Annotated in this window: 22 protein-coding genes; 15 read left to right on the forward strand and 7 right to left on the reverse strand. The window is 44.6% G+C overall.

All coding sequences use genetic code 11. The features are described from left to right. The first annotated feature begins 66 nt into the window (after nucleotides 1–66). Nucleotides 67–966, forward strand: a complete 900-nt coding sequence (locus tag ABIE27_RS17320) for a LysR family transcriptional regulator (RefSeq protein WP_123063762.1) — start codon at nucleotides 67–69, stop codon at nucleotides 964–966. 57 nt (nucleotides 967–1,023) lie between these two features. Here ABIE27_RS17320 and ABIE27_RS17325 read toward each other — a convergent pair whose 3' ends face one another. Continuing rightward, a complete protein-coding gene (locus ABIE27_RS17325; RefSeq protein ID WP_429351069.1) occupies nucleotides 1,024–1,749 on the reverse strand; it encodes a YoaK family protein in 726 nt (241 codons plus the stop codon). Nucleotides 1,750–1,981: 232 nt separating this feature from the next. Here ABIE27_RS17325 and ABIE27_RS17330 point away from each other — a divergent pair, with 232 nt between their 5' ends. Both ABIE27_RS17330 and ABIE27_RS17335 read left to right on the forward strand, forming a co-directional pair. Beyond that, entirely contained in the window at nucleotides 1,982–2,728 is a 747-nt protein-coding gene (locus ABIE27_RS17330) for a GTP pyrophosphokinase (RefSeq protein WP_123063813.1), read from the forward strand. Between the two features lie 45 nt (nucleotides 2,729–2,773). After that, entirely contained in the window at nucleotides 2,774–4,009 is a 1,236-nt protein-coding gene (locus ABIE27_RS17335; RefSeq protein WP_429351070.1) for a multidrug effflux MFS transporter, read from the forward strand. 74 nt (nucleotides 4,010–4,083) lie between these two features. Here the strand turns inward: ABIE27_RS17335 and ABIE27_RS17340 are convergent, their stop codons facing one another. After that, the gene (locus ABIE27_RS17340) at nucleotides 4,084–4,716 is read right to left on the reverse strand and encodes a hypothetical protein (protein WP_123063760.1); all 633 of its coding nucleotides are present in this window, start codon (nucleotides 4,714–4,716) and stop codon (nucleotides 4,084–4,086) included. Nucleotides 4,717–4,970: 254 nt separating this feature from the next. Here ABIE27_RS17340 and ABIE27_RS17345 point away from each other — a divergent pair, with 254 nt between their 5' ends. The 12 genes from ABIE27_RS17345 (at nucleotide 4,971) to ABIE27_RS17400 (ending at nucleotide 17,659) form a co-directional block, all read left to right on the forward strand. Next, the gene (locus ABIE27_RS17345) at nucleotides 4,971–5,591 is read left to right on the forward strand and encodes a flavin reductase family protein (RefSeq protein WP_123063759.1); all 621 of its coding nucleotides are present in this window, start codon (nucleotides 4,971–4,973) and stop codon (nucleotides 5,589–5,591) included. A gap of 180 nt (nucleotides 5,592–5,771) precedes the next feature. Then, the gene (locus ABIE27_RS17350; protein WP_429351071.1) at nucleotides 5,772–7,925 is read left to right on the forward strand and encodes an MMPL family transporter; all 2,154 of its coding nucleotides are present in this window, start codon (nucleotides 5,772–5,774) and stop codon (nucleotides 7,923–7,925) included. A 390-nt stretch (nucleotides 7,926–8,315) separates the two neighbouring features. Then, nucleotides 8,316–8,501, forward strand: coding sequence for a hypothetical protein (locus ABIE27_RS17355; protein WP_123063757.1), 186 nt, complete (start codon nucleotides 8,316–8,318; stop codon nucleotides 8,499–8,501). A 58-nt stretch (nucleotides 8,502–8,559) separates the two neighbouring features. Continuing rightward, entirely contained in the window at nucleotides 8,560–8,745 is a 186-nt protein-coding gene (locus tag ABIE27_RS17360; RefSeq protein WP_123063756.1) for a hypothetical protein, read from the forward strand. A 90-nt stretch (nucleotides 8,746–8,835) separates the two neighbouring features. Next, the gene (locus ABIE27_RS17365; RefSeq protein WP_429351072.1) at nucleotides 8,836–10,311 is read left to right on the forward strand and encodes a radical SAM protein; all 1,476 of its coding nucleotides are present in this window, start codon (nucleotides 8,836–8,838) and stop codon (nucleotides 10,309–10,311) included. A gap of 42 nt (nucleotides 10,312–10,353) precedes the next feature. Continuing rightward, nucleotides 10,354–11,598 (forward strand): radical SAM protein, encoded by a 1,245-nt coding sequence (locus ABIE27_RS17370; RefSeq protein WP_429351073.1) that lies wholly within the window; start codon nucleotides 10,354–10,356, stop codon nucleotides 11,596–11,598. After that, nucleotides 11,595–11,756 (forward strand): hypothetical protein, encoded by a 162-nt coding sequence (locus ABIE27_RS17375; RefSeq protein ID WP_161556888.1) that lies wholly within the window; start codon nucleotides 11,595–11,597, stop codon nucleotides 11,754–11,756. The genes ABIE27_RS17370 and ABIE27_RS17375 overlap by 4 nt, the downstream gene beginning before the upstream one ends. Nucleotides 11,757–11,782: 26 nt before the next feature. Continuing rightward, nucleotides 11,783–13,456 carry an ABC transporter ATP-binding protein gene (locus tag ABIE27_RS17380; protein ID WP_429351148.1) on the forward strand — a complete coding sequence of 558 codons (1,674 nt, stop codon included), beginning with the start codon at nucleotides 11,783–11,785 and terminating at the stop codon, nucleotides 13,454–13,456. Nucleotides 13,457–13,481: 25 nt separating this feature from the next. Continuing rightward, entirely contained in the window at nucleotides 13,482–14,402 is a 921-nt protein-coding gene (locus tag ABIE27_RS17385) for an ABC transporter ATP-binding protein (RefSeq protein ID WP_429351074.1), read from the forward strand. A 95-nt stretch (nucleotides 14,403–14,497) separates the two neighbouring features. Continuing rightward, nucleotides 14,498–15,193 carry a hypothetical protein gene (locus tag ABIE27_RS17390; protein WP_151458060.1) on the forward strand — a complete coding sequence of 232 codons (696 nt, stop codon included), beginning with the start codon at nucleotides 14,498–14,500 and terminating at the stop codon, nucleotides 15,191–15,193. 188 nt (nucleotides 15,194–15,381) lie between these two features. Further along, nucleotides 15,382–16,401 carry an alpha/beta hydrolase family protein gene (locus ABIE27_RS17395; protein ID WP_429351075.1) on the forward strand — a complete coding sequence of 340 codons (1,020 nt, stop codon included), beginning with the start codon at nucleotides 15,382–15,384 and terminating at the stop codon, nucleotides 16,399–16,401. Between the two features lie 85 nt (nucleotides 16,402–16,486). After that, a complete protein-coding gene (locus tag ABIE27_RS17400; protein ID WP_192895077.1) occupies nucleotides 16,487–17,659 on the forward strand; it encodes a GDSL-type esterase/lipase family protein in 1,173 nt (390 codons plus the stop codon). A 328-nt stretch (nucleotides 17,660–17,987) separates the two neighbouring features. On the opposite strand, the gene mnhG is transcribed toward ABIE27_RS17400, so the two are convergent. The 5 genes from mnhG to ABIE27_RS17425 are packed head-to-tail and all read right to left on the reverse strand — an operon-like array spanning nucleotide 17,988 to nucleotide 20,940. Further along, a complete protein-coding gene (gene mnhG / locus ABIE27_RS17405) occupies nucleotides 17,988–18,380 on the reverse strand; it encodes a monovalent cation/H(+) antiporter subunit G (protein ID WP_429351076.1) in 393 nt (130 codons plus the stop codon). After that, entirely contained in the window at nucleotides 18,364–18,648 is a 285-nt protein-coding gene (locus ABIE27_RS17410) for a Na(+)/H(+) antiporter subunit F1 (RefSeq protein WP_110896037.1), read from the reverse strand. The genes mnhG and ABIE27_RS17410 overlap by 17 nt, the downstream gene beginning before the upstream one ends. After that, entirely contained in the window at nucleotides 18,648–19,124 is a 477-nt protein-coding gene (locus tag ABIE27_RS17415) for a Na+/H+ antiporter subunit E (protein ID WP_123063748.1), read from the reverse strand. Before ABIE27_RS17415 ends, ABIE27_RS17410 begins: the two co-directional genes overlap by 1 nt. 6 nt (nucleotides 19,125–19,130) lie before the next feature. After that, nucleotides 19,131–20,609, reverse strand: a complete 1,479-nt coding sequence (locus ABIE27_RS17420) for a Na+/H+ antiporter subunit D (RefSeq protein ID WP_123063747.1) — start codon at nucleotides 20,607–20,609, stop codon at nucleotides 19,131–19,133. Further along, nucleotides 20,602–20,940, reverse strand: coding sequence for a Na(+)/H(+) antiporter subunit C (locus ABIE27_RS17425; RefSeq protein ID WP_090920602.1), 339 nt, complete (start codon nucleotides 20,938–20,940; stop codon nucleotides 20,602–20,604). Before ABIE27_RS17425 ends, ABIE27_RS17420 begins: the two co-directional genes overlap by 8 nt.

A 20,940-nucleotide genomic window follows, 5' to 3' on the forward strand; every position in this document is an offset into this window, starting at 1 on the left:
GTTATACAATATGATGGTTAAAATTCTGGATCAATATTCCAGTAAGCAAGGAAGAGGCGAAAATGTATGAACTTGCATGGATTACGACTGTTTCACGCCATTGTGAGGTACGGCGGAGTTACCCGGGCTGCGGAAGAATTGAATATCAGTCAACCAGCGGTATCTTCTCAGGTAAAAAAGTTTGAGCGTGAACTAGGCATAGGGCTGTTCGGTTCCGAAGGGCGAAAGCTTGTACTCACAGATGCAGGAAAACAATTAATGGAATATGCCGAGCGTTTGTTCATGCTGGAACAGGAAGTGGAACAATTTGTAGAGGACATGAGGGAGGGGAAAAAAGGACTGATTCGCCTTACCGCGACTTATCTGCCGTCCAATTTTTTGCTACCGCGTTGGATTGCCACGTTTAAGCAGACACATGAGGAGGTCGAGCTTGTCGTAAGCACAAGCAATACACAGATGGCTTTTGACCAGTTGCTTCGTTATGAAGCCGAGATTGCGATATACGGAGGAAGTGGAGTCAGTCATCCGGGTGTGCATTGGGATAAGTTATTCGAGGATGAAATGTGGTTTGTGGTGCATCCGGATCATCCGTATGCAGGTCAAAACATTACATTGCACGAAATGATGGCTGAGCCATTCATTATGCGTGAGAAAGGCAGTGCGACAAGAGAACGACTGGCTGCCTTGTGTACGACCAATAACCTGCCCTCTCCACGAATAACACTTCAGTTCAACGGATTGAACGAAACGATTAGTGCAGTAAAGGCAGGATATGGTGCCAATTTCATCTCATCCCTTGTTGTAAGAGAGGACGTTAATCAAGGCAAACTTGCCCGTGTATATGTACAAAACGTACAGTTACAGAATACGATTGCCATCTGTACACGGGCAGGAGAACAGTTGTCGCCAGCGGCAAAACAATTGGTTCAATGGATCAGGCAAGAAGCACTTGCCATGCATTCTTGAATAAATTGTTCAATATTGTGAACGTGTTTCAGCAGCACATAATCGCAAGATGTCCTCTCACTCAGGATTACGATGTAGCTCCAGCTCTTTCCCCCAAGACGCGAATCTTGCTTGAAATGTAACACCGGCGATGACCAGTACAGGAATCCAGACCGCTATTAGAGGCATATGATGGAAAAGCAATGCTGCGACGATGACCCCGCCGAGATAGATCACAACGGCACCTGCTCGCAGGTAGGCGTCAGTGGACAGTGCTTTGGCCAAGGTGCGGATATTGGCATGTTTTAACCGATGAAGGATGCTTACAGCATCTTCAATCACGGCTGCCAGATTATTGGTGAGCACCGTTGTAGAGATTCCCGCAATACCAATTCTTCGGGCAGCCGTTGTTTGCATCCCCATGGCGACCGCAAGCAGTACAATTAACAGATAAGATAATGGCTCGGAAAAGGGACTGATCATAAGGATTGCAAACAGCAGAAGCAGTATGCTTTCAACGGAGAATACGGCAGTAACACGCGGGGACCAGCCATTTATGGTTTTGGTCTTTCCAAGCATATGTGCCGCGATTGCATTCCCCGCAATAAACCCGATGAGGGCAAGCAAAGAACGCAGTACGACAAATTCCTGAGCACGGGCAATCGCGATGCCTAGCAGCACGATATTTCCTGTCATATTGGCTGTGAGTACATGTCCAAGCCCTAGATATCCGATGACATCGACCATACCGGCGGACATGCAGAGCAGTAACATGGCGTATTTCTGGAGGTGATTGTGATTCATATTTTCCCGTCCTTTCAAGCAAACATAACTTCTCCAGTATACAGCTATTGTACCGCCTTCTTCAAAACGAAATCTGAACCAAAGCGGCACACGTACATTTCTAAAATTCGTTTATTCATGTCAGATGTTTTATAATGTTATAGAAGACATGTCATAAGACCAGCGTTCGTACGAACGTATATATGTTGGTTATCAAATCATAGAGGTGTCAAAAGAAAGGAAGAAACTGATGATGAATGCTCCGCATCCGATTGACCAGTTCAAGAAATTCAAATACGAAATTACACGATTTATGATGATTTATAAATTTGCGTTGGATCAGATGGAAACTAAGATTGAAGTGCTCAAAGAAGAGTTCCAGTCCCTTCATGACTATAGTCCGATTGAGCATACCAAGTCGAGATTGAAGTCTCCCGAGAGCATTATGAATAAAATGTTCCGTAAAAATCACGAGCTGACGTTTGAAAGCATCAAGGAGAATATTAAAGATATTGCCGGTGTGCGTATTACATGTTCGTTCATTTCTGATATTTATCGAATTAAGGATATGCTTTGCAACCAAAGTGACTTGCGTGTTCTCGAAGTGAAGGATTACATCCAAAATCCGAAACCGAACGGGTATCAGAGTTTGCATCTGCTTGTTGAAGTTCCGGTATATATGTCCAATGGTGAGGAACGTGCCTGTGTGGAAATTCAGATTCGTACGATCGCGATGGATTTCTGGGCGAGTCTGGAACATAAAATCTTTTATAAATACAACAAAGATGTTCCGGAACATTTGACAAGAGAATTGAAGAATGCGGCGGATTCTGCCAACGCATTGGATCACCAAATGGAACGCTTGCACCGTGAGATCCAGGAGATCAAAGACGCCGAGAACGAGCGGGATGAAGAGGAGCTACGCCGCATTATTATTAATAACCAGCAGTTTACCTTGCCGAACAACTTGCTAAGATTGCTTGGAGGCGGAGAGGACTAAGAATGGGCACTAGAGCACAATCTGAAGGCAAAGGAAATGTTTTGGATGAAAAGTAAACCCGCGTCATTACACATCCCTGCTACGCCGCGAGTGAGAATGGCGCTAATTCTTGGGACGCTATCCGCCTTCGGACCGCTGTCTCTGGATATGTATCTGCCAGCCCTGCCAACGCTGGCGGATGAATTCGGCTCGTCCACTTCGTACGCTCAGCTAAGCCTGACAGCATGTATGATTGGGCTTGCGCTGGGCCAGCTGCTTGCGGGACCATTAAGCGATGTGAGAGGTCGCCGCATACCGCTGATTGCAGGACTTGTGCTATATACGATTACGTCGATATTATGCCTTGTCAGCCCAACGATGGGCTCGTTTGTTGTGTTACGTTTTATTCAAGGATTGGCCGGAGCGGCGGGGATCGTCATCGCGCGAGCGGTGGTGAGGGACGTATACGAGGGGCCAGAACTAACCCGGTTCTTTTCTTTGTTAATGCTTATTAATGGAGTGGCACCTATTGCAGCACCAATTATAGGTGGACAAATCCTTACGTATACTTCATGGCGAGGCGTTTTTATTTTGCTAAGTCTTATCGGTGCGCTCGCGCTTTTCGCAGTCATCTTTGGTTTGGGGGAGACGCTTCCGACACAAAAAAGATCGAGCGGGGGGCTTAAGCAGACGTTGCTGACGTTTGGCAGCATAGCGAGGAATCGCCGTTTTATGGGTTATGCTCTAACACAAGGTTTCGCAATGGCAGGCATGTTCGCTTACATATCGGGATCACCATTTGTTCTTCAGAAAATATACGGAGTATCCCCTCAAATGTTCAGTATATGTTTTGCCATTAACGGATTAGGTATTATTTTTGCCAGCCAGATTGCAGGTCGGCTTGCCGGTAAGGTATCGGAGACACGGCTGCTAATCGCCGGATTACTTATGGCGGCTGTCGGAGGAACTTCTTTACTTATTGCGATCCTTGCTGGAGGCGGGCTGATTTCAGTTCTAATCCCCCTATTTATGGTCGTGTCCAGTGTGGGGTTGATTAATACAGCATCGTTCGCGCTGGCTATGGCGGATCAGGCGAAAGCTGCTGGAAGTGCATCGGCGTTGATTGGTGTTATGACCTTTCTGTTCGGTGGACTCGTAGCTCCCCTTGTTGGTCTTGGAGGAGAACATACGGCTGTACCCATGGGAATTGTGATTGCATGTGCTGATCTGGGGGCATTGTTCTTGTATGTTGTCATGATCGGTAGAAGCAAACCGAAACAGACCATTTCTACAACTCCATAGTGCTTTGGTATAACCAGGAACGGCCCGCAGGGAAGCATAGTCTTCCAATGCGGGCCGTTTCAGTTTGTCTGCCACTAACAAAGGGCGAATAATATTTGGGTGTTGAGCAGAATTCCTGGTGTTTGATATGGATAGAAATAGCCGACAACGAAGCCGAACAGATTAATGGCAGGCCACATTAAATACACATCATTATACGTAAAAACGAGCGACCAGCGGTTATAACAGAAGTTAGGGAGTACACGCTGCTCTTGATCGCGTGGCGCGGCTGCACCTGTCTGTGCAAATTGAACGGCTTGTGTCAAGCTTTGCGGTTGCTGCTGGAGGAAGAGTGGCAGTAGACCAGGACTGCTTTTGATAAGGTTATACAAAAATAACATCTCCGCTGGCGGCTGACCAACCGGGCGAGGATAGGCACTTAGCAAGGAAGGAAGATTTCCCTGAGCTAGCTGTGCGGGTACACCTGGAGCTGGGCCCGGACCAGGACCCGGCATGCCGCCAGGGAAATAGGGACCCGGAGGGGTACCTACACCGGGAACGAAAGGAGGATAGGAGCCTGGGCTTCCGGGAATGCCTGGCGGAGTTTGCCCTCCAGGGAGACTGCCTCCACCCGGGAAGAGTGGAGGGAATTGAATGGAACGATCTTCTCCGTAACTTGTATAACGACCATCATAATAACCTGCATAAGGGGAATAAACATGGTTCATGTTCCAGAACATCCTTCCTGTCATCTTATTCTGAAAACAGTCTATGACGGTATTCGCCTAGATGTGATTGTTTAACAAGTGTGTATTTCTAAACATGAGCAGTAAAGATGGGACATTCATGATTGCCGGCAAGTCTATACAAGTATTTTTTTGTTTTTATGGACAGTATGCATATATAATAACGATGAAGAAAGTAGAGGATTAAGAAGATGAGGATCAGCCTCATGCATGCGAGTAGGAGAGGGGACTTACATATGTATTCACTAAATCCGGAAGAACTTACGCCTAAAGATAATTATAAATTAATGAGCGGTTCGATCGTGCCCCGCCCGATTGCCTTTGTGACCACGCTCTCAGATCATGATGGAATCATTAATGCAGCGCCGTTTAGCTTTTTCAATGTCGTGAGCTCGGATCCGCCACTGTTATCCATCTCGGTTGGACGTAAAAATGGTGTAATGAAGGACACGGCACGCAATGTCCTCGCACATAATGAACTGGTTGTGCACATTTGTGACGAAAATATTATTGAAGACGTCAATGAAACGGCGGCTTTACTGGAACCGCATGAAAGTGAATTGGAAAGAACTCGTCTGACAACTGTACCCAGTTCCGTGGTCGCTGTACCCGGAATTCAGGAAGCCTTGATTCGGATGGAGTGCAAACTGTATCAGCATATTCCGATCTCGAATGATGCAGGCGTGCCTGTAAGTGACCTGCTTCTCGTGCGCATTGTGCATTATCATTTTAGCGAAAAGGTCTATCTTGCGGATAAAGGTTATATCTTGATGGATCAGTTAAAACCGGTCAGCCGTCTGGCAGGTAATGATTATGCCAAACTTGGTGATCGATTCACTGTCATTCGACCCGAATAAACAGCTGTGAAATGAACAGTGAGGACAGACAGCCCCATGTAGCATATACATGAGGCTATTTGTCTTTATTTCATTAGGAACATAATCATGTTTGATCATGAATAGACTTGTACTACATCAAGCATATCTCATGGTGTTAATCATAATTAAAATCCAATTTATATGCAGAGGAGCCTGGGTATGGGATATCGAAGTTTGGCTACTCTCATCAGTCGATATCCGCGGTTTATTATCATCTGCTGGGTAGTTATCATCGGGATGTCAGTCGCCTGGGCGTGGAAGCTGCCTGACATGGTTCAGGATCACGGGTTAAAGCTGGCTCGGGGACAAGCCCAGGCCGTAGAACTGATATTGGAGCAGGAATTTGGCTCCCCGCCTGATCCGGTTGTGTTACTTTTTAATAAACATCCGAATACTTCTGAGATCGCCTTCAGAACGTGGATTCAGGAACGGCTTGCCGCAGTCCGCACCTTGCCAGCGATATCGTCAGTAGTTTCCCCTTTTGATGTGAACACACAGGGAAGAATGCTGCGTGATGATCAGGCTTACGCTCTGGTACACATGGACATCCCGCCTCACCGGATGAAGCATCCACTAGCTCAATTACGCGAGGTTCTTGAAGTGGACAAGCAAGCTGATCTGCCTGGAACCGTGCAACTTACAGGGAAAACCGTTGTGCAAGAGGATGTAAATCGACTGAGCTTTCAGGATTTAGAACGAGCAGAGATCATAGGGATACCGATCGCATTAATCATTCTTTGCTTTGCATTCAGAGGACTGTATGCGGCATGTATTGCTGTCATGATGGGGATCAGTGCAGTGATTACGGCGATGGGCATAACGTCTTTGCTGGGTCATTATCTGGAGTTATCCAACTTTATTATTAACGTGATTCCAATGGTCGGAATGGCGCTCAGTATTGATTTTGCACTGATCATTTTAAGCAGATACAGGGAGGAACTACAGCAGCGTTACGCAAATAGAGGCAAGTCCAACGTCGAGCGTAACATCCACATGCAACGTGAACTTTTGCAACAGACATTACGCACAGCTGGCCGCGCCGTGCTGTTTTCAGCAGCATGTGTGTTTCTGGGTTTGCTGGGTCTGCTCTGGATCAGGCTGCCTATGTTTCTCAGTGTGTCGCTTGGAGCTACCATTGTTCTTGTGCTGGCGTGGTTGTTAAACGTAACCTTGTTACCTGCTATTCTTTGCCTAAGTGTAGACCGAGTATTTGCTCGCATAACACGCACATCCGGAGTTACAGGACAACAAACAAAGGATAGCACACTTGAACACAGCTTCTGGCACCGCTGGTCAGCGATCGTCATGAAACGTCCTGTATGGATGGGACTCGTAGGTACGACACTATTGCTGTGTTGCGTGTTTCCCGTTACAAGGATGGATTTGTCCGTACCCGATGCTTCTTCCTTACCTGCCAGAATGGAGTCCCGTCAAGCATCTGAGCAGATCGAGCAAAATTTCGGCCAGCAGCATATTTCTTGGCTTGATATTATCATCGGGAAAAAGGAGGAGCCGTCAACAGCCTCTCACTGGGAGACGGCCAAACACAAAGTAACCAAGCTTCAACAGGATGAAAGAGTGGTGAGTATCCACTCCCAAGGAGACGTTTCGAATTCTTTTATCCGATTAACGGTTGGTGTATACGGGGAAGCGGGTTCAGATGAGATGAAAGAATGGTTGCGGCAGACAAGGACAGATGATGTAACAGCTATGCCAGAGACCATTCCGATTCGTTATGGTGGTGAAGCAGTTTATGAGGATGAGATTATGCATGAAATTGCCCAGCAACTGCCCAAAGTACTGGTATTTGTCATGGTAAGCAATTATCTGGTGCTGCTAGTGGCATTCCGTTCTCTACTAATACCACTAAAAGCGATTCTGATGAACTTGCTTAGTCTGGCCTCTTCGTTTGGCATACTTGTATGGGTCTTTAACGAGGGTCATCTGGGAATGGAAGTATCATCAATCGCCATCATGATTCCGGTATTTATTGCTGGGCTGGTATTCGGCATATCGATGGACTACGGTGTTTTTATGTTGAGCCGGATACAGGAAGTGTACAGACAAACAGGGGACAGTGACACAGCGGTTCAACAAGGCTTGGCTTCAACAGGGCGTTTAATTACGTCTGCAGCAGGTATTTTGCTGGCGGTAACGGTTCCTTTTGCTTTTGCCGAGGTCGAAGGGGTAAGGCAATTGGGCATCGGCATCACGGCAGCCGTGCTTATTGATGTAACAATCATTCGGCTTGTGCTTGTCCCGTCCTTGATGAAATTGATGGGGAGATGGAACTGGTGGATGCCTGGTCAATAACAATAAAAGCTTAGAAGAAAATTTGAAGAAAATCGCTTGTAAGTATAAAACGGATATGAAAATTTCACGACAACACATAAAGGATATTCCGAAGCCTGAATCAGGGGAGGGAGTATCTTTTTTTTATTAAAATCAACGCCCACTTTTTAAAGTAAACTTTGTATTCAACTGAAGTATAGTCTCAATAATATCGTTCAGAAGAAAAAAATTGTCAAATTTAGAGTGAAAGTGACTTATATTATATAACTCTCATAGTAAATATTCTATTATTTGGTTGTATTAAATATTTTTTGATCAATATATATAATTTTATTCAAAAAAGGAGGCTGTGGTTGGTTTTTTGTAGGATACTTTAATTTTTCCAAAAACAATTTATGAGGAGGAAAAAACATGGATCAACAAATTGGTACAAACAGTTGGTTGTGCAGTGTTACTTGCTTCGGAGGTTGTTTGGTGGGTTGTGCAGCAGGATGTGCAGTGGATGGACCGGTGCCGATCTCGGATGTGATTGGTGCAACGGCAGTTAATGCAACAGCAACAACGGTTTCTACAGGAGCTACCAAGTCAGCATTATAGAGTAAATGTATATAAATTGAAATCTTAACCATTTAATTAAATCTAGGAGGAAGTAAATATGGATCAACAAATTGGTACAAATGGCTGGCTCTGCAACGTAACTTGCTTTGGTGGATGTCTAGTAGGCTGTGCTGCAGGATGTGCAGTAGATGGACCTGTGCCGATCTCCGATGTCATAGGTGCGACCGCTGTCAACGCAACAGCCACAACTATTACTTCAAGTAAGACAAGCTCTGCACTTTAAGTTCTGAGCTGTTGGTGGGGGCATTCCGAACACGTGGTGCGGGATGTCCTCTTTAGTACATTTTTAATCCAAGTTAAGGTGGGTTGCATAATGAATAATATAGGTGTATTTGAAACCAGGCAGGGAAACAAATACATTTTCGATGGTGCGACGAATATGGTTCTTTCCGCAAGCGAAGAGCTGGCTCATACGATTGAGAGTCACGACAAACTGGACAGAGAACTTATATATGAAAAAGCAGATTTACCGTTGAGGCAACTCATGAAGAAGTGGGATCTTTTCAAATTGCATGAGGTGGAACTGAGCCAAGATATGATTTTGGATGAGCTTAGGACCTATCCTTATCCGCAGATGATCCTTGGACTTACGGAGAATTGTAATTTGAGGTGTAAGTACTGTATTTTCTCCGGAAATTATGAAGAAATGAGAACACATACATTTAAACGTATGGAGAAAGAGACTGCGTTAAAAAGCGTACAAAAGTATATCGATTATATTGAGGAATGGAGAGCGTATGCTCCGGATAAACAGCCTGTTATTTCATTCTATGGCGGGGAACCGCTGCTCAGATTTGATCTCATTCAAGAAGTTGTCGCCTATGTAAAGCAAACGGGTTTCAAGACCATGTTTTCTATGACGACAAACGGAACATTACTTACAGATCGCATTATTGAATTTTTAGTCACGCATAACGTCATGATATCAGTCAGTTTAGACGGTTCGAAGGAAATGCATGATAAAAATAGAGTTTTTGCAAATGAGCAGGGAACGTTTGATGTTGTCTATGGGAATATTCGTAAGTTGCTCGCAGAAATAAAGAGACAGGGGAAGGAACAGATTCTCCCTATGATGATACTTAGCTGTTATGAAAATGAAACCGATATGGTTGCGATGAACGATTTTTTCGTACGTGAAAAACATCTCTTGAAATCGATGGGCGGAAGACTATCCAAAATTTTGGATACTGAATTAGGTGAGAGTGGAGCTGTTCATGAGAGTATGTCTGTGCTGCTCGATGAATACCTTCAGGAAATCAGTACACCAAATAACGAGGAGCGGGTTTCCGAGCTATTCTTCAAAGAGAGACTCTTTGGCTCCAGTCTTAAAGTGAGCCATAACCGTAACATTAACCCATATGGCAGAAACTACTCTTCAATCCTTGGTAACGCCTGTATCCCGGGGAGTCGAATGTTCGTAGACGTGGACGGTACCTTTCATATGTGTGAGAAGATAAGTTATCAATTCCCGATTGGAAACTGTGAAGAAGGTCTGGATATTAACGCGATCAGTCGAATCGTTGAAAAGTGGAGCGAAAAATTTACAGCACAATGTAAAGAATGCCCCTATCAATCGATTTGTGGACTATGTTACGCCAGCTGCGCTTCAGGAGATAATTTCGATATACAAGGTATCTGTACTACACGAAGAAAGGATATTGAGAGACAGTTGTCTATCTTATACAGCACTCTCGAGCAGAATCCAGATGCTATGCGTGATTTTTCAGCACATAAAGACAGTATCGACCGTAAGTATGATTCGTTTCGTTTTGTTATGGATAAATGCTGAGGTCGTTTCTAGCAAAGGGACATACAAATGGAGGTGTCTAATGTGTATTTTAAAACCGGGTCACATTGTTACATTGTACAGGGGGAGCGTCAAGCTTCATTATATGATTTGAGTGAAAATAATATGTTGAGGATATCACCAGCAGACGCATCAATGCTGCTTGAATTGAATAGGGGCGTACCTGTCGAAGAGGTAGACAACATAAATTACATCCTGCTCTCTCAGCTTATAGAGCAAGGCATGGGCAGCTACTATTCCCATAACGCCTATATCGAAAAGGTTCGTTTTGGCCTTCCGCCATCCATTCGAGATTTTGCCAAGAATAGAGTAAGAATATCTAATCTGTATCTCAACATTAACGATGAATGTAATCTGGAGTGCAGTTTTTGCAATACGGATAGTATGGTGCACCGAATGACCGGGTGTAAACGTTATGGCGGGTTTAGTCAAGATAATCTTATGGAGGAGAAGGATTATCGTATCGTATTGCAGCAGAGCAATAAGATGGGATGCAGATCATTGCATATCATTGGTGGAGAGCCTTTGTTGAAGTGGGAACTTCTCTCGGTAATCCTCGCTGAGGCGCGTCAACTCGGTTACAGTAACATCTTTATCTATACGAATTTAATGGACACAGGAGAGCTGAACTGGGAAGAGTTATCTGGTGTCAGCTTGGTTATCCATACGTCTTCCCATAATCAGGATTTAACCAATCGTATGATAGAAAATCATCCTGACTTCTCAAATTTCTACGAAAATATGAATAAATTGAAAAAAACAGGAATTTCCTTCTATTTTAATGTAGTATTGAATAAAATGAACTATATATTTCGAGAGGAGATTGTAGACTACTATAAACATTTCAATCCATTGGGTATGCAGCTCAGTTTTATTCATGAAATTGGTGATGACCCGGTGTATAACGAGCTCTTATTTAGCGACAAGGGCGCTCAAAGCTGTTTTACAGATCTCAGTTTTTTTCATAACGTCGACTTTCATCCTTGTTTGAATGGCAAGTTGTCCGTATTTCGAAACGGCGATGTATCGGTGTGTCCCATGATGAGAAATGAAACGATCGGGAATGTGTTGAAAGACTCTTTCAAACGGATTGCTGATCAACGAGACTACCAGGAGTATTGGACGTATACGCTGGATAGAGTAGATTCTTGCCGGAGCTGTAGCTCGCGGTATGCATGCTCGGATTGCCGGGCGATCGAGAGTAGTGCAGGTGGATCATTATCCTCCAAGGTGTATTGTAAACAAGCTTTAAAGGAGAGCTTGGTATGAACAATATAATTATGGTTTTAAGTATTGTGGCCATAGGTATACTGACGGTCTTTCTGAACAGGAAGGTCAAGAACAAAAGCAGGATGAGCATGATTCTGGCCATCGTTTTTGTCCTGTATATTGCAACATTTATGATTATTGGCATGTTCAAAAATTAATGATGAAAAAAATGTTTAGCAACCTTATGTACCTCAGGCCGTATCTTGAGGGCAGCAGGTTGCTTCTGGTACTCTCTTTTGGAGCTTTGGCAATGGTATCCCTAATTGCAATGCCAATTCCGCTTATTACAGGCAAAATTATCGATAATCTTTCTTCACCACAGGGAACTACGCATTTTCTCTATCAACAGGTCATCATTATTATCTGTCTTCATGTCATAAGATACGTTCTCTCTCTTATAGGTAAATACTATATTGTCAAGGCGGGAACTCGTGCTTCGAATGTGCTTCGAATGAAGATGATTGGACATACGGTAGATATGCCTATGGAGTTCATCGACAAACATGATAAAGGTTATCTGATGTCAAGGATTTCAGAGAGTGGAAGTATAGGGAGTCTTTTTTCTCCATCTGTAATTAACATTCTCATTGGGGTATTGGACGGTGTGATCTCGGTTATTTTGCTCGTGCGAATCCATTGGAAGCTATCGCTTATTGTTCTGGCCATTATTCCTCTATATGTTGTTGTTACTGTCTGGTACAGTCGACGGATGAGTGATAGCACAAGAAAAGTCAGTGAAAGCTCAGCTGAGATGGCGGGAGTTATGTTTGAGACCCTTAACGGAATTGAGGAAATTAAAGTTCAGGGGGCCAAGCAGCGCTACATATCACGGATTTATACCAAAACGGATCAGGTCATTACTGCGATTCTGAAACAGAACAGAAACATTAACGGATACATGGAAAGTTCTTCACTTCTCAGTTCCTTATCCGGAGCTATAGTATTACTGTTCTCCGGAATCATGATTTTGGGGAAAACGCTAACTTTAGGTGAATATGTATCTTTCACAGGTTACCTTGCAAAAGTACTGGGAAATGTCCAGGCTGTGGCTACCTTTGGAGTAACTATAAATCCTATAATGGTTAGTATTGATAGAGTAAGGGAGTATATGGATAATAAGGATGAGGAGTTTGGAAGACGGATGGTTCTCTCCGAACCTATTCATTCGGTTAACATCCATAATATCTCCTATGCGTATATTTCCGGAATTGAAAAGCGATCTGTGCTGGATCAGCTTAATGTCAACCTGTTTACAGGTGATATCGTTATTTTGAATGGAGCCAATGGCTCGGGCAAAACCACCTTTGTTAAATTGCTTCTAGGTCTTTACCCTGTGAATAAGGGAACGATCCTTTATAATGGCATGGATATATCATGTCTTAAGCTATCTGATCTGCGCAGAAGAGTTTCCTACATATCACAGAAGACCTATTTGTTTCAGGGTACGATTCTGGACAACATACTTCCGAATGCTCAGCCGGAACAACTAGTTCATCTGAGAGCATTGCTGGAGAAGTATCAGCTTCAACCATTTATCTCCGATTTTCCAAATGAATTGGATACGGAAATCGCCCACGGAGGAGCTAACCTTTCAGGTGGTCAGAGACAAATGATTGCTTTTTTAAGAACGGTGCTCGCAAATAAAGAAATGGTGATTTTAGATGAACCAACAGCGAACATGGATGCTGTCATGAAGAGCAGAGTTATTCAAATGATAGAGAATGAAGCGTTCTATAAGATTCTGGTTGTCATCTCCCATGATCCCGATTTGTTCTATTTAGGCAAACCTTTAAATCTTGGTGAATCATCCAGAGAAGATGGTGGGCAGCAGTTTTATATGAAAAATGAAGACCGTTAGTGATCATCCTTAGAGGGGGGAAATTATGGGATCTCAGATTATTGAAACACGTGGATTAAATCTGAACCTACAGGGAAGCCATGTACTCAAAAATATTGACATCACTACGCACTCCGGGCAAATCTGCGCTTTGATCGGGGAGAACGGAGCGGGCAAAACGTCAACGATTCGCTGCATTACAGGACTTTACCCTCCTACAACAGGGGGATGTACCATTTTTGGCGAGCCGGCGTATAACATGAGTCAGAAGAACAGGAACCGATTTGGTATCGTGTTTGACGAGGGAGGGCTGTATAGTGAAATGTCGGCCTGGGAGAACGTCCTTTTTTTTGCGAGCCTGCGCGGAATGGAAAAAGATAAAATTGCAGAACGCTACAACAGACTTGTACAACATTTCGAATTAAAGACTTCTTTAAAGGTCGGACGTTTTTCCAAAGGTATGAAACAAAAACTTATGATTATACGTGAATTAGTACACGAGCCTGAGTTGCTTATTCTAGACGAGCCCTTTAACGGCCTTGATCCAGACTCCAAAATTTTTTTAAGAGACAAACTCAGCGAAATCTGTTCCGATCGGGGCACTTCGATTCTCATCAGTTCTCATGATTTGTTTGATTTAGAGAAGATCGCAGATCAGGTTATTATGATACACCAAGGCCGAATTGTAGCAGATCAAGCACTTCAGACTATCACTGGAATCAGCGAACGTTACATTGTTACCTGTGACAACTCACAATTGGTGGTGAGTATTCTTCAGGATATTGAAGGAATTACGGTGGTGAATCATACTGAGCAGTCTGTGACATTCATGGTTGAATCGGAGGTTATTAAACAGCCGTTGCAAGTTTTAATGCAGCATGGCATAGAAATTCAGGAATTTTTTAAGGAAAAAAGCTCATTAGAGGACTTCTACAGAACAACCAAACAAGCAGCTGTACAAAACTAACGTTAAAGTAATCTTTTTGGGGAAGGGAGAGGCTGTACTTGCTGCCGTTATTAAGAAAAGATGTACAAACCCTCAATTGGAAAAGGTCTTTGACCATGCAAGTATTGATGTTTGGAATTTTTTTTGTGTTTACGATCGGTCAACTGGGGGAGTTGGAAGCAAGTCTGGGTTTGACGATCGATGGTCTTGTTCCACTGTTGCACAAGTTGAATGAGACCCGGGAACATCGTGTCATGTTTACCAATTCATTGATTGCTGTTGGTCTCCTGTCTTCTGCATTGGTATTTGCATTGTATGTCGGTATTCCTCACGTTCTCCAGTTTTTCACAAAAGAGAAAGCTGAAAAGAACTTGAGTTTCCTGCTTGCGGTGGTTTCAAAACCCGGTAAAATCATGCTGGCAGTATGGTTATTTGCTCTAATCCGTGTTGTAGCTATGGCTATCATTAATGGTGTTCTAATCTGGTTTATCTTTACTCTGCTTGGGTTTAGATCGGTGTGGACGACGAGTCTTTTCTCTTCGGGTCTGACCATTATTTTGTGTATAGCTGCTTTTTTGTATATGGCCAATGCTATTGTTTGGGCAACAAATGGAAGTGAAGCCGTGCTGAAAATTTTCAGAATATTCATTCTGGTGGGTATTGTCGCAGCATTTCCAGCGGTTAACTATCTTCGGATGGATTTCAGCTTTCTGGATTTTCGTTATGTTGCTTACAGTGGAATGATCTGTATCGTGGCAGCGTTCGTGTCACAGTTTCTGATGAGGTTATTTAAGGTTGAAAAAATCGTCTAGACGATGATTAATGTTATTTTTTGAGTTTAATAAAATGAATTCTCATCTGATCAAAAATGGGAATTCATTTTTTTATATGCATAAGAGATTCCTTATTTTTACTTTTAGTTCTATAATGGATAAGAATATGAGAAAACAAGTCAACCATTGGAATGTAACCCACGACAAGCAGGAGGGACACAAAGCTCATGCAGGATATTGATAACTACTTGTACCAACAAACCAGTCTTCGCGGGCACTCCGTTTACGATGCAGATCAGGATTTTACAGCATGGTCTAGGCAATTGCGAGACAGAGTTCAGGAGCGACTTGGCGGATTTCCGGCGGAAGCTGCCGAACTACAACCCGTTGTGCTGGAACGTACATCATGTGATGGTTACATCCGGGAACGGATTGAGATCACAACCTACACGGGGTTACGGATGCCAATTTATCTTTTAACCCCCGAAGATGTAAGCGCTACCGATGTGAAGAGGCCAGCTATTGTTGCTTGTCATGGACACGGCTACGGGAGCCGGGAGATCTGCGGAATGGAACCGGATGGTTCGCCGCGGGCAGGGGAGCCTGGATTACACAAAGATTTTGCTGTTGCGCTTGTGAAGCGTGGGTACGTTGTGGCTGCTCCAGAACTGCTTGGGTTTGGGGACAGAAGACTGGATGAGGATCGAGAGGCACCGCCGGGCGCAAGTTCCTGTACGAAAATCGCTGCACATCTGCTTATGGTAGGCCAGACACTTGCAGGACATCGGGTTTATGAATCAACGCGTGTGTTGGATTATTTATCCACCCGACCTGAAGTTGATTCAGAGCGGATCGGAAGCATGGGCATTTCCGGCGGGGGGCTGGTTACAGCCTTTACAGCCGCAATGGATGAACGATGCAAAGCGGTCGTGGTTAGTGGTTACGCAAGTACGTTTCATGGCAGCATTCTGGACCGCAATCATTGCCTTGACAACTACATTCCGGGTATTCTGCAGGAAGCAGAGCTACCGGATATCATCGGTCTGATTGCTCCGCGGCCTCTATTTCTGGAGATCGGAAGTGAAGATCTTGTATTTCCGCTTCATTCGGCACGGGAGGCTCACGAACGTTTGAAAATGATTTACAAGCATGCTGGAGCAGAACAAGCACTGGATGCAGATTATTTTGACGGTGGACATGAGATTAGTGGTGCAAAAGCTTATGATTGGCTTGAACAGGTATTGTAATTGTCATTGTAAAATTTCATCATGATCTGCATTCGGATGGGTACAAACGGTATCATTTTAATTCGAGAGGAGCATGGATTATATGATGAAATGGTCAACTTCTTTACGAATGATGTTATGTACTGTACTTGCTACAAGTATGATCGCGGTTGGGTTAGGGACTGACAGAGTTGAGGTGGCCGAGGCTGCATCGGATCATTACAAATTCGATTTCGGTGCAGGAGCAGTAACGAACGGATATACTGGAGTGTCTGCCTCGACGGCTTATACAGCTGCAAGGGGTTATGGATTCAACACACCGGCGAATATGAAAAATGTTTCCGCATCTGGTAGTGGTGTTGCAAGTGATGCCGTTCAATTTCTGAAATTTGGTACAAAAAGTGATAATACCTTCAATGTTGACCTGCCGAATGGTCTATATGAGGTCAAAGTGACGCTGGGTAACACGGCCAGAGCTAGTGTGGCAGCCGAAGGGGTATATCAGATCATGAATATGACGGGCAACGGCGCAACGGATCAATTCCAGATTCCAGTGACAGACGGACAACTGAATCTGCTGGTAACGGAAGGCAAAGCAGGTACTGCTTTTACGCTAAGTGCCCTTGAAATTCGCAAACTGTCCAACCAGCCTGTCACGAATCGTACGATCTATATTGGTGGAGATTCAACGGTGTGCAACTATTATCCGCTTGCTAGCAGCGTACAGGGTGGCTGGGGGCAGTTGCTTCCCTCTTATGTAAACAACACCACTTTCCAGGTACGTAACATGGCCACGAGTGGGCAGATTGCCAGAGGATTCCGTGATGATGGTCAGATGGAAGCAATTCTGAAGTATATCAAACCGGGTGACTATTTTATTCTGCAGCTCGGAATTAATGATACGAACGCCAAGAACAATACAACTGAGGCTCAGTTCAAAGAGATCATGCGGGATATGGTTCGTCTGGCGAAAAACAAAGGGGCAACTGTTATTCTCTCGACACCTCAAGGGCGGGCAACAGACTTTAATTCGTCCAATGTGCATCAGGCGGAGAACCGTTGGTATAACGCGTCTACGCGTGCACTGGCACAGGAAGAGGGAGTAACACTCGTAGATCTGAACAAGCTCAGCTCGGCATACTTCACTTCCATTGGGCCAGCAGCTACGCTTGCTCTATACATGAATGGTGATAGTTTGCATCCGAACCGGCAAGGAGCATCGCAACTTGCTCGAATCGTGGCTGCGGATCTAAAACGCCAAGGTTTAAACGGTTTCTGATAAGAAAGTAGTTTGGTGGGTAAGTTCTATCTGTATCGAAGTATACAAACGATATTTAGGTTATATAAGAAATCCCCCGGAGGAAAGCCGCTTACGAGCGATATCTCCGGGGGATTTTTTACTTATTTTCGCCAATGTATAAGTTAAATTACTTTTACACATTAACGGAGAGGACAGAAAAAACCTGAAGAAGCGCAAAGCGTTCGCCTTTATCACCGGATTTTTCCATTTGGAAAAGGGAGTCAAAAAAATCCGGGGATAACAGCGATCGGAAGGTTATTCTGTCATTGGAGTGTTCCGTGTAAACTATTCATTAAATTTATATAAACTACTCCATCATATCTTTTGCTTCGTGATTCATCTTTTTCCCTTTTAACAACGGTTCAAGTTCGTCTTGTACACTTTGCTCCCAGAGAGGCACGTCGGTCCGGTAGGCAGCGCGGCCGTTCAGGTGTCCCGCAACAGGCGCAGTGATGAAAACAAACACAATACCGAGCAGCAGGCGAGCACTGATGTAGTTGTCAAAGTACCAAAAGAAGAAAAATGCACCGCTGAGCACACAAAACACGCCGAGTGTCATGCTTTTGGTGGCAGCATGGGCTCTCAAATATACATCAGGGAGACGAAGGAGTCCGAAGGCACTGAGTGCACTAAGGAGGGCCCCAAGCAGCACCAGCAGCCCAATTCCCGTTTCAGTGGTGCTACTAACGATCTCCTTCATTTTTAAACACCGCCCCTCGTTCAATATAACGCGCAAATGCGACTGTGCTTAGAAAAGCCAGAATGCCGATCAGCAAAATGATGTCCAGATAAGCCTGCGTCTGCAACATCATCGATAGTACAGCCACAATTGCAATGACATTGATACCGATCGTATCAAGAGCTGTAATCCGGTCAGCCATGGACGGACCGCGAAGAACACGATACAAACAGGCCAGAATCGCTAGAGATAGAATGAGCAGTGAGATAAACAGTAGTGAGGATAACATTAACGTGTCACCTCCATGATTGCTTTTTCAAACGTATTCTGAATATCGTTTCGCAGTTTCTCTTCATCTTTGATATCCAGTGCATGGATGAACAGCTTACGCTGATTGCCCGAGATTTCAAGTGGCAGTGAACCTGGCGTCAATGAGATCAGCAGACACAGCAGCGTCACTTCCCAATCCGAAGATAACTGTGTGCGATAGGTGAAAATACCTGGACGAATGTCAAGCCGCGGTTTGATAATCTCTCGAATGACCTCGATGCTTGCTCGAACGAGTTCTTTGAACAGCAATCCAATCAATTTGAAGATAGCCCAGACTCGAACGATGTAGAAGCGCTGCGGGAAGAAACGTCGCATGCCTCCGATGAGGAGCAATCCAAGCATAAATCCAACGAGAAAACCAACACCATTCCAGGCGTTATTCAAAAACATCCAGACAAAGGCAATGATCAGATTGAGTACAATTTGAAAGGCCATAGACATCTACTCCTTCAATACGGCATCAATATAAATGTTGGGATGTAGCAGAATATCACCTGCGCGGGACGTGAGTTGGAACATACCTTCAGCCCCGAGGCCCATGACGATGATAAAAGCAAACAGAATTCCGGCAGGGATCAGCAGTCCGTTCACCGCATAAGGACGTCTTGCCATGCCTGCAGGAGGCTCACCCCAGAACGCCTGAATGAAAATGCGTAGTACCGAATACAGCATGAGTAGACTAGAGAGAACTGCAACGCCAGTTAAACCGTATAATCCGGCTTCGAAGCCGCCCTCAAAAAGCATCAATTTTCCCGGGAATCCACTGAACGGAGGCAGGCCCGCAAGCGCAAGCGCACTGATGAAGAACATCCATCCCAGCACGGGATAACGTTGAATTAGTCCGCCCATGTTATCGAGCCTTGAAGTTCCCGCAACAGCAATGAGAGCACCGCCGAGCAGGAAAAGCAGTGTTTTGATCAACATGTCATGCAGCATATAGAACAGTAATCCTTCCAGAGCACTACGGCTGGCCGCAGCCATACCAAATGCTACGAAACCTACGCCAGCGACGACATTATAGATCAAAATTTTGTTCACATCACGATACGAGATCGCTCCAATCACACCCAGAATCATCGTGGCACCCGCCATCCAGCCGATCAGAGCATTAAAGAAGTCTGGATCATGATAGAAGATCAACGTAAATGTCCGCACAATGGCATACAGGCCTACCTTGGTGAGCAAACCAGCGAATAACGCCGTAACGACGGCGGGCGGAGCCGCATAAGACCCAGATAACCAGAAAAACAGGAACAAGCCTGCCTTGATGCTGAATACGATTAGGAAAAGAACTGCAATCAGTGTGACTACTCCGCTCTGTCCTACTTCAGCAATGCGTACCGACAAGTCGGCCATATTCAGCGTACCTGTAATGGAATACAGAAAGCCGATGGAGGCAACGAATAAGGCGGAAGACACGATATTGATCAGTACATATTTAATGGTTTCACGCAGCTGTCTTTCCGTGCCTCCGAGTACAATCAGAGCGTAAGAAGAGATCAGCATCAATTCAAAGCTGACAAACAAATTGAACAGATCCCCGGTTAGAAACGATGCGTTCACGCCGGCAATCAAAAAATGAAAGAACGGATAGAAGTGATGTTGCTCCCGCTCCTTGTTGATGCTTCGAAAAGCATAGAGCAGGCAAGCCAGTGCAATGATGGAAGCGGCTACTACCAGCAGCGCTGCAACCATATCGGCAACAAGTACGATTCCATAAGGTGCTTTCCAGCCACCCATATTAAGTGTCAAAACACCGGATTGCGCAACACGTGTGATGAGTATGGTTGAAACCATTGCTGTGGCTAACAGACCAATCACGCTAAAGGAACGTTGTATATTGACTTTACGGAAGAACAACAGGGTGATCACGCCCGTGATTAGTGGAAGCAGGATGGGCAGAACCACAAGATTATTCATATGGACGCCCCCTTACTTCTTCCATATCATCCGTTCTCAGCTTTAGATAAGAACGGTAGGAAAGGACAAAAAAGAAGGCTGTCAGACCAAAATTGATGACAATTGACGTTAATATCAACGCTTGAGGGAGCGGGTCGACGTATTTCTCCGCCATCTCTCCCAGTAGTGGAGGAGCGCCCGTCTTGAGACGTGACATCGTAATTAACAACAGGTGCACTCCATGTGTGAGAATGGACATGCCTAGTACGATACGGAGCAGGCTCCGTGACAAGATTAGAAAGACGGCAACCGCAAACAAAATGCCTACGGCCACACACATCAAAATTTCCAT

This window comes from Paenibacillus sp. 4624, assembly GCF_050435065.1.
GTDB lineage: Bacteria > Bacillota > Bacilli > Paenibacillales > Paenibacillaceae > Paenibacillus > Paenibacillus amylolyticus_D.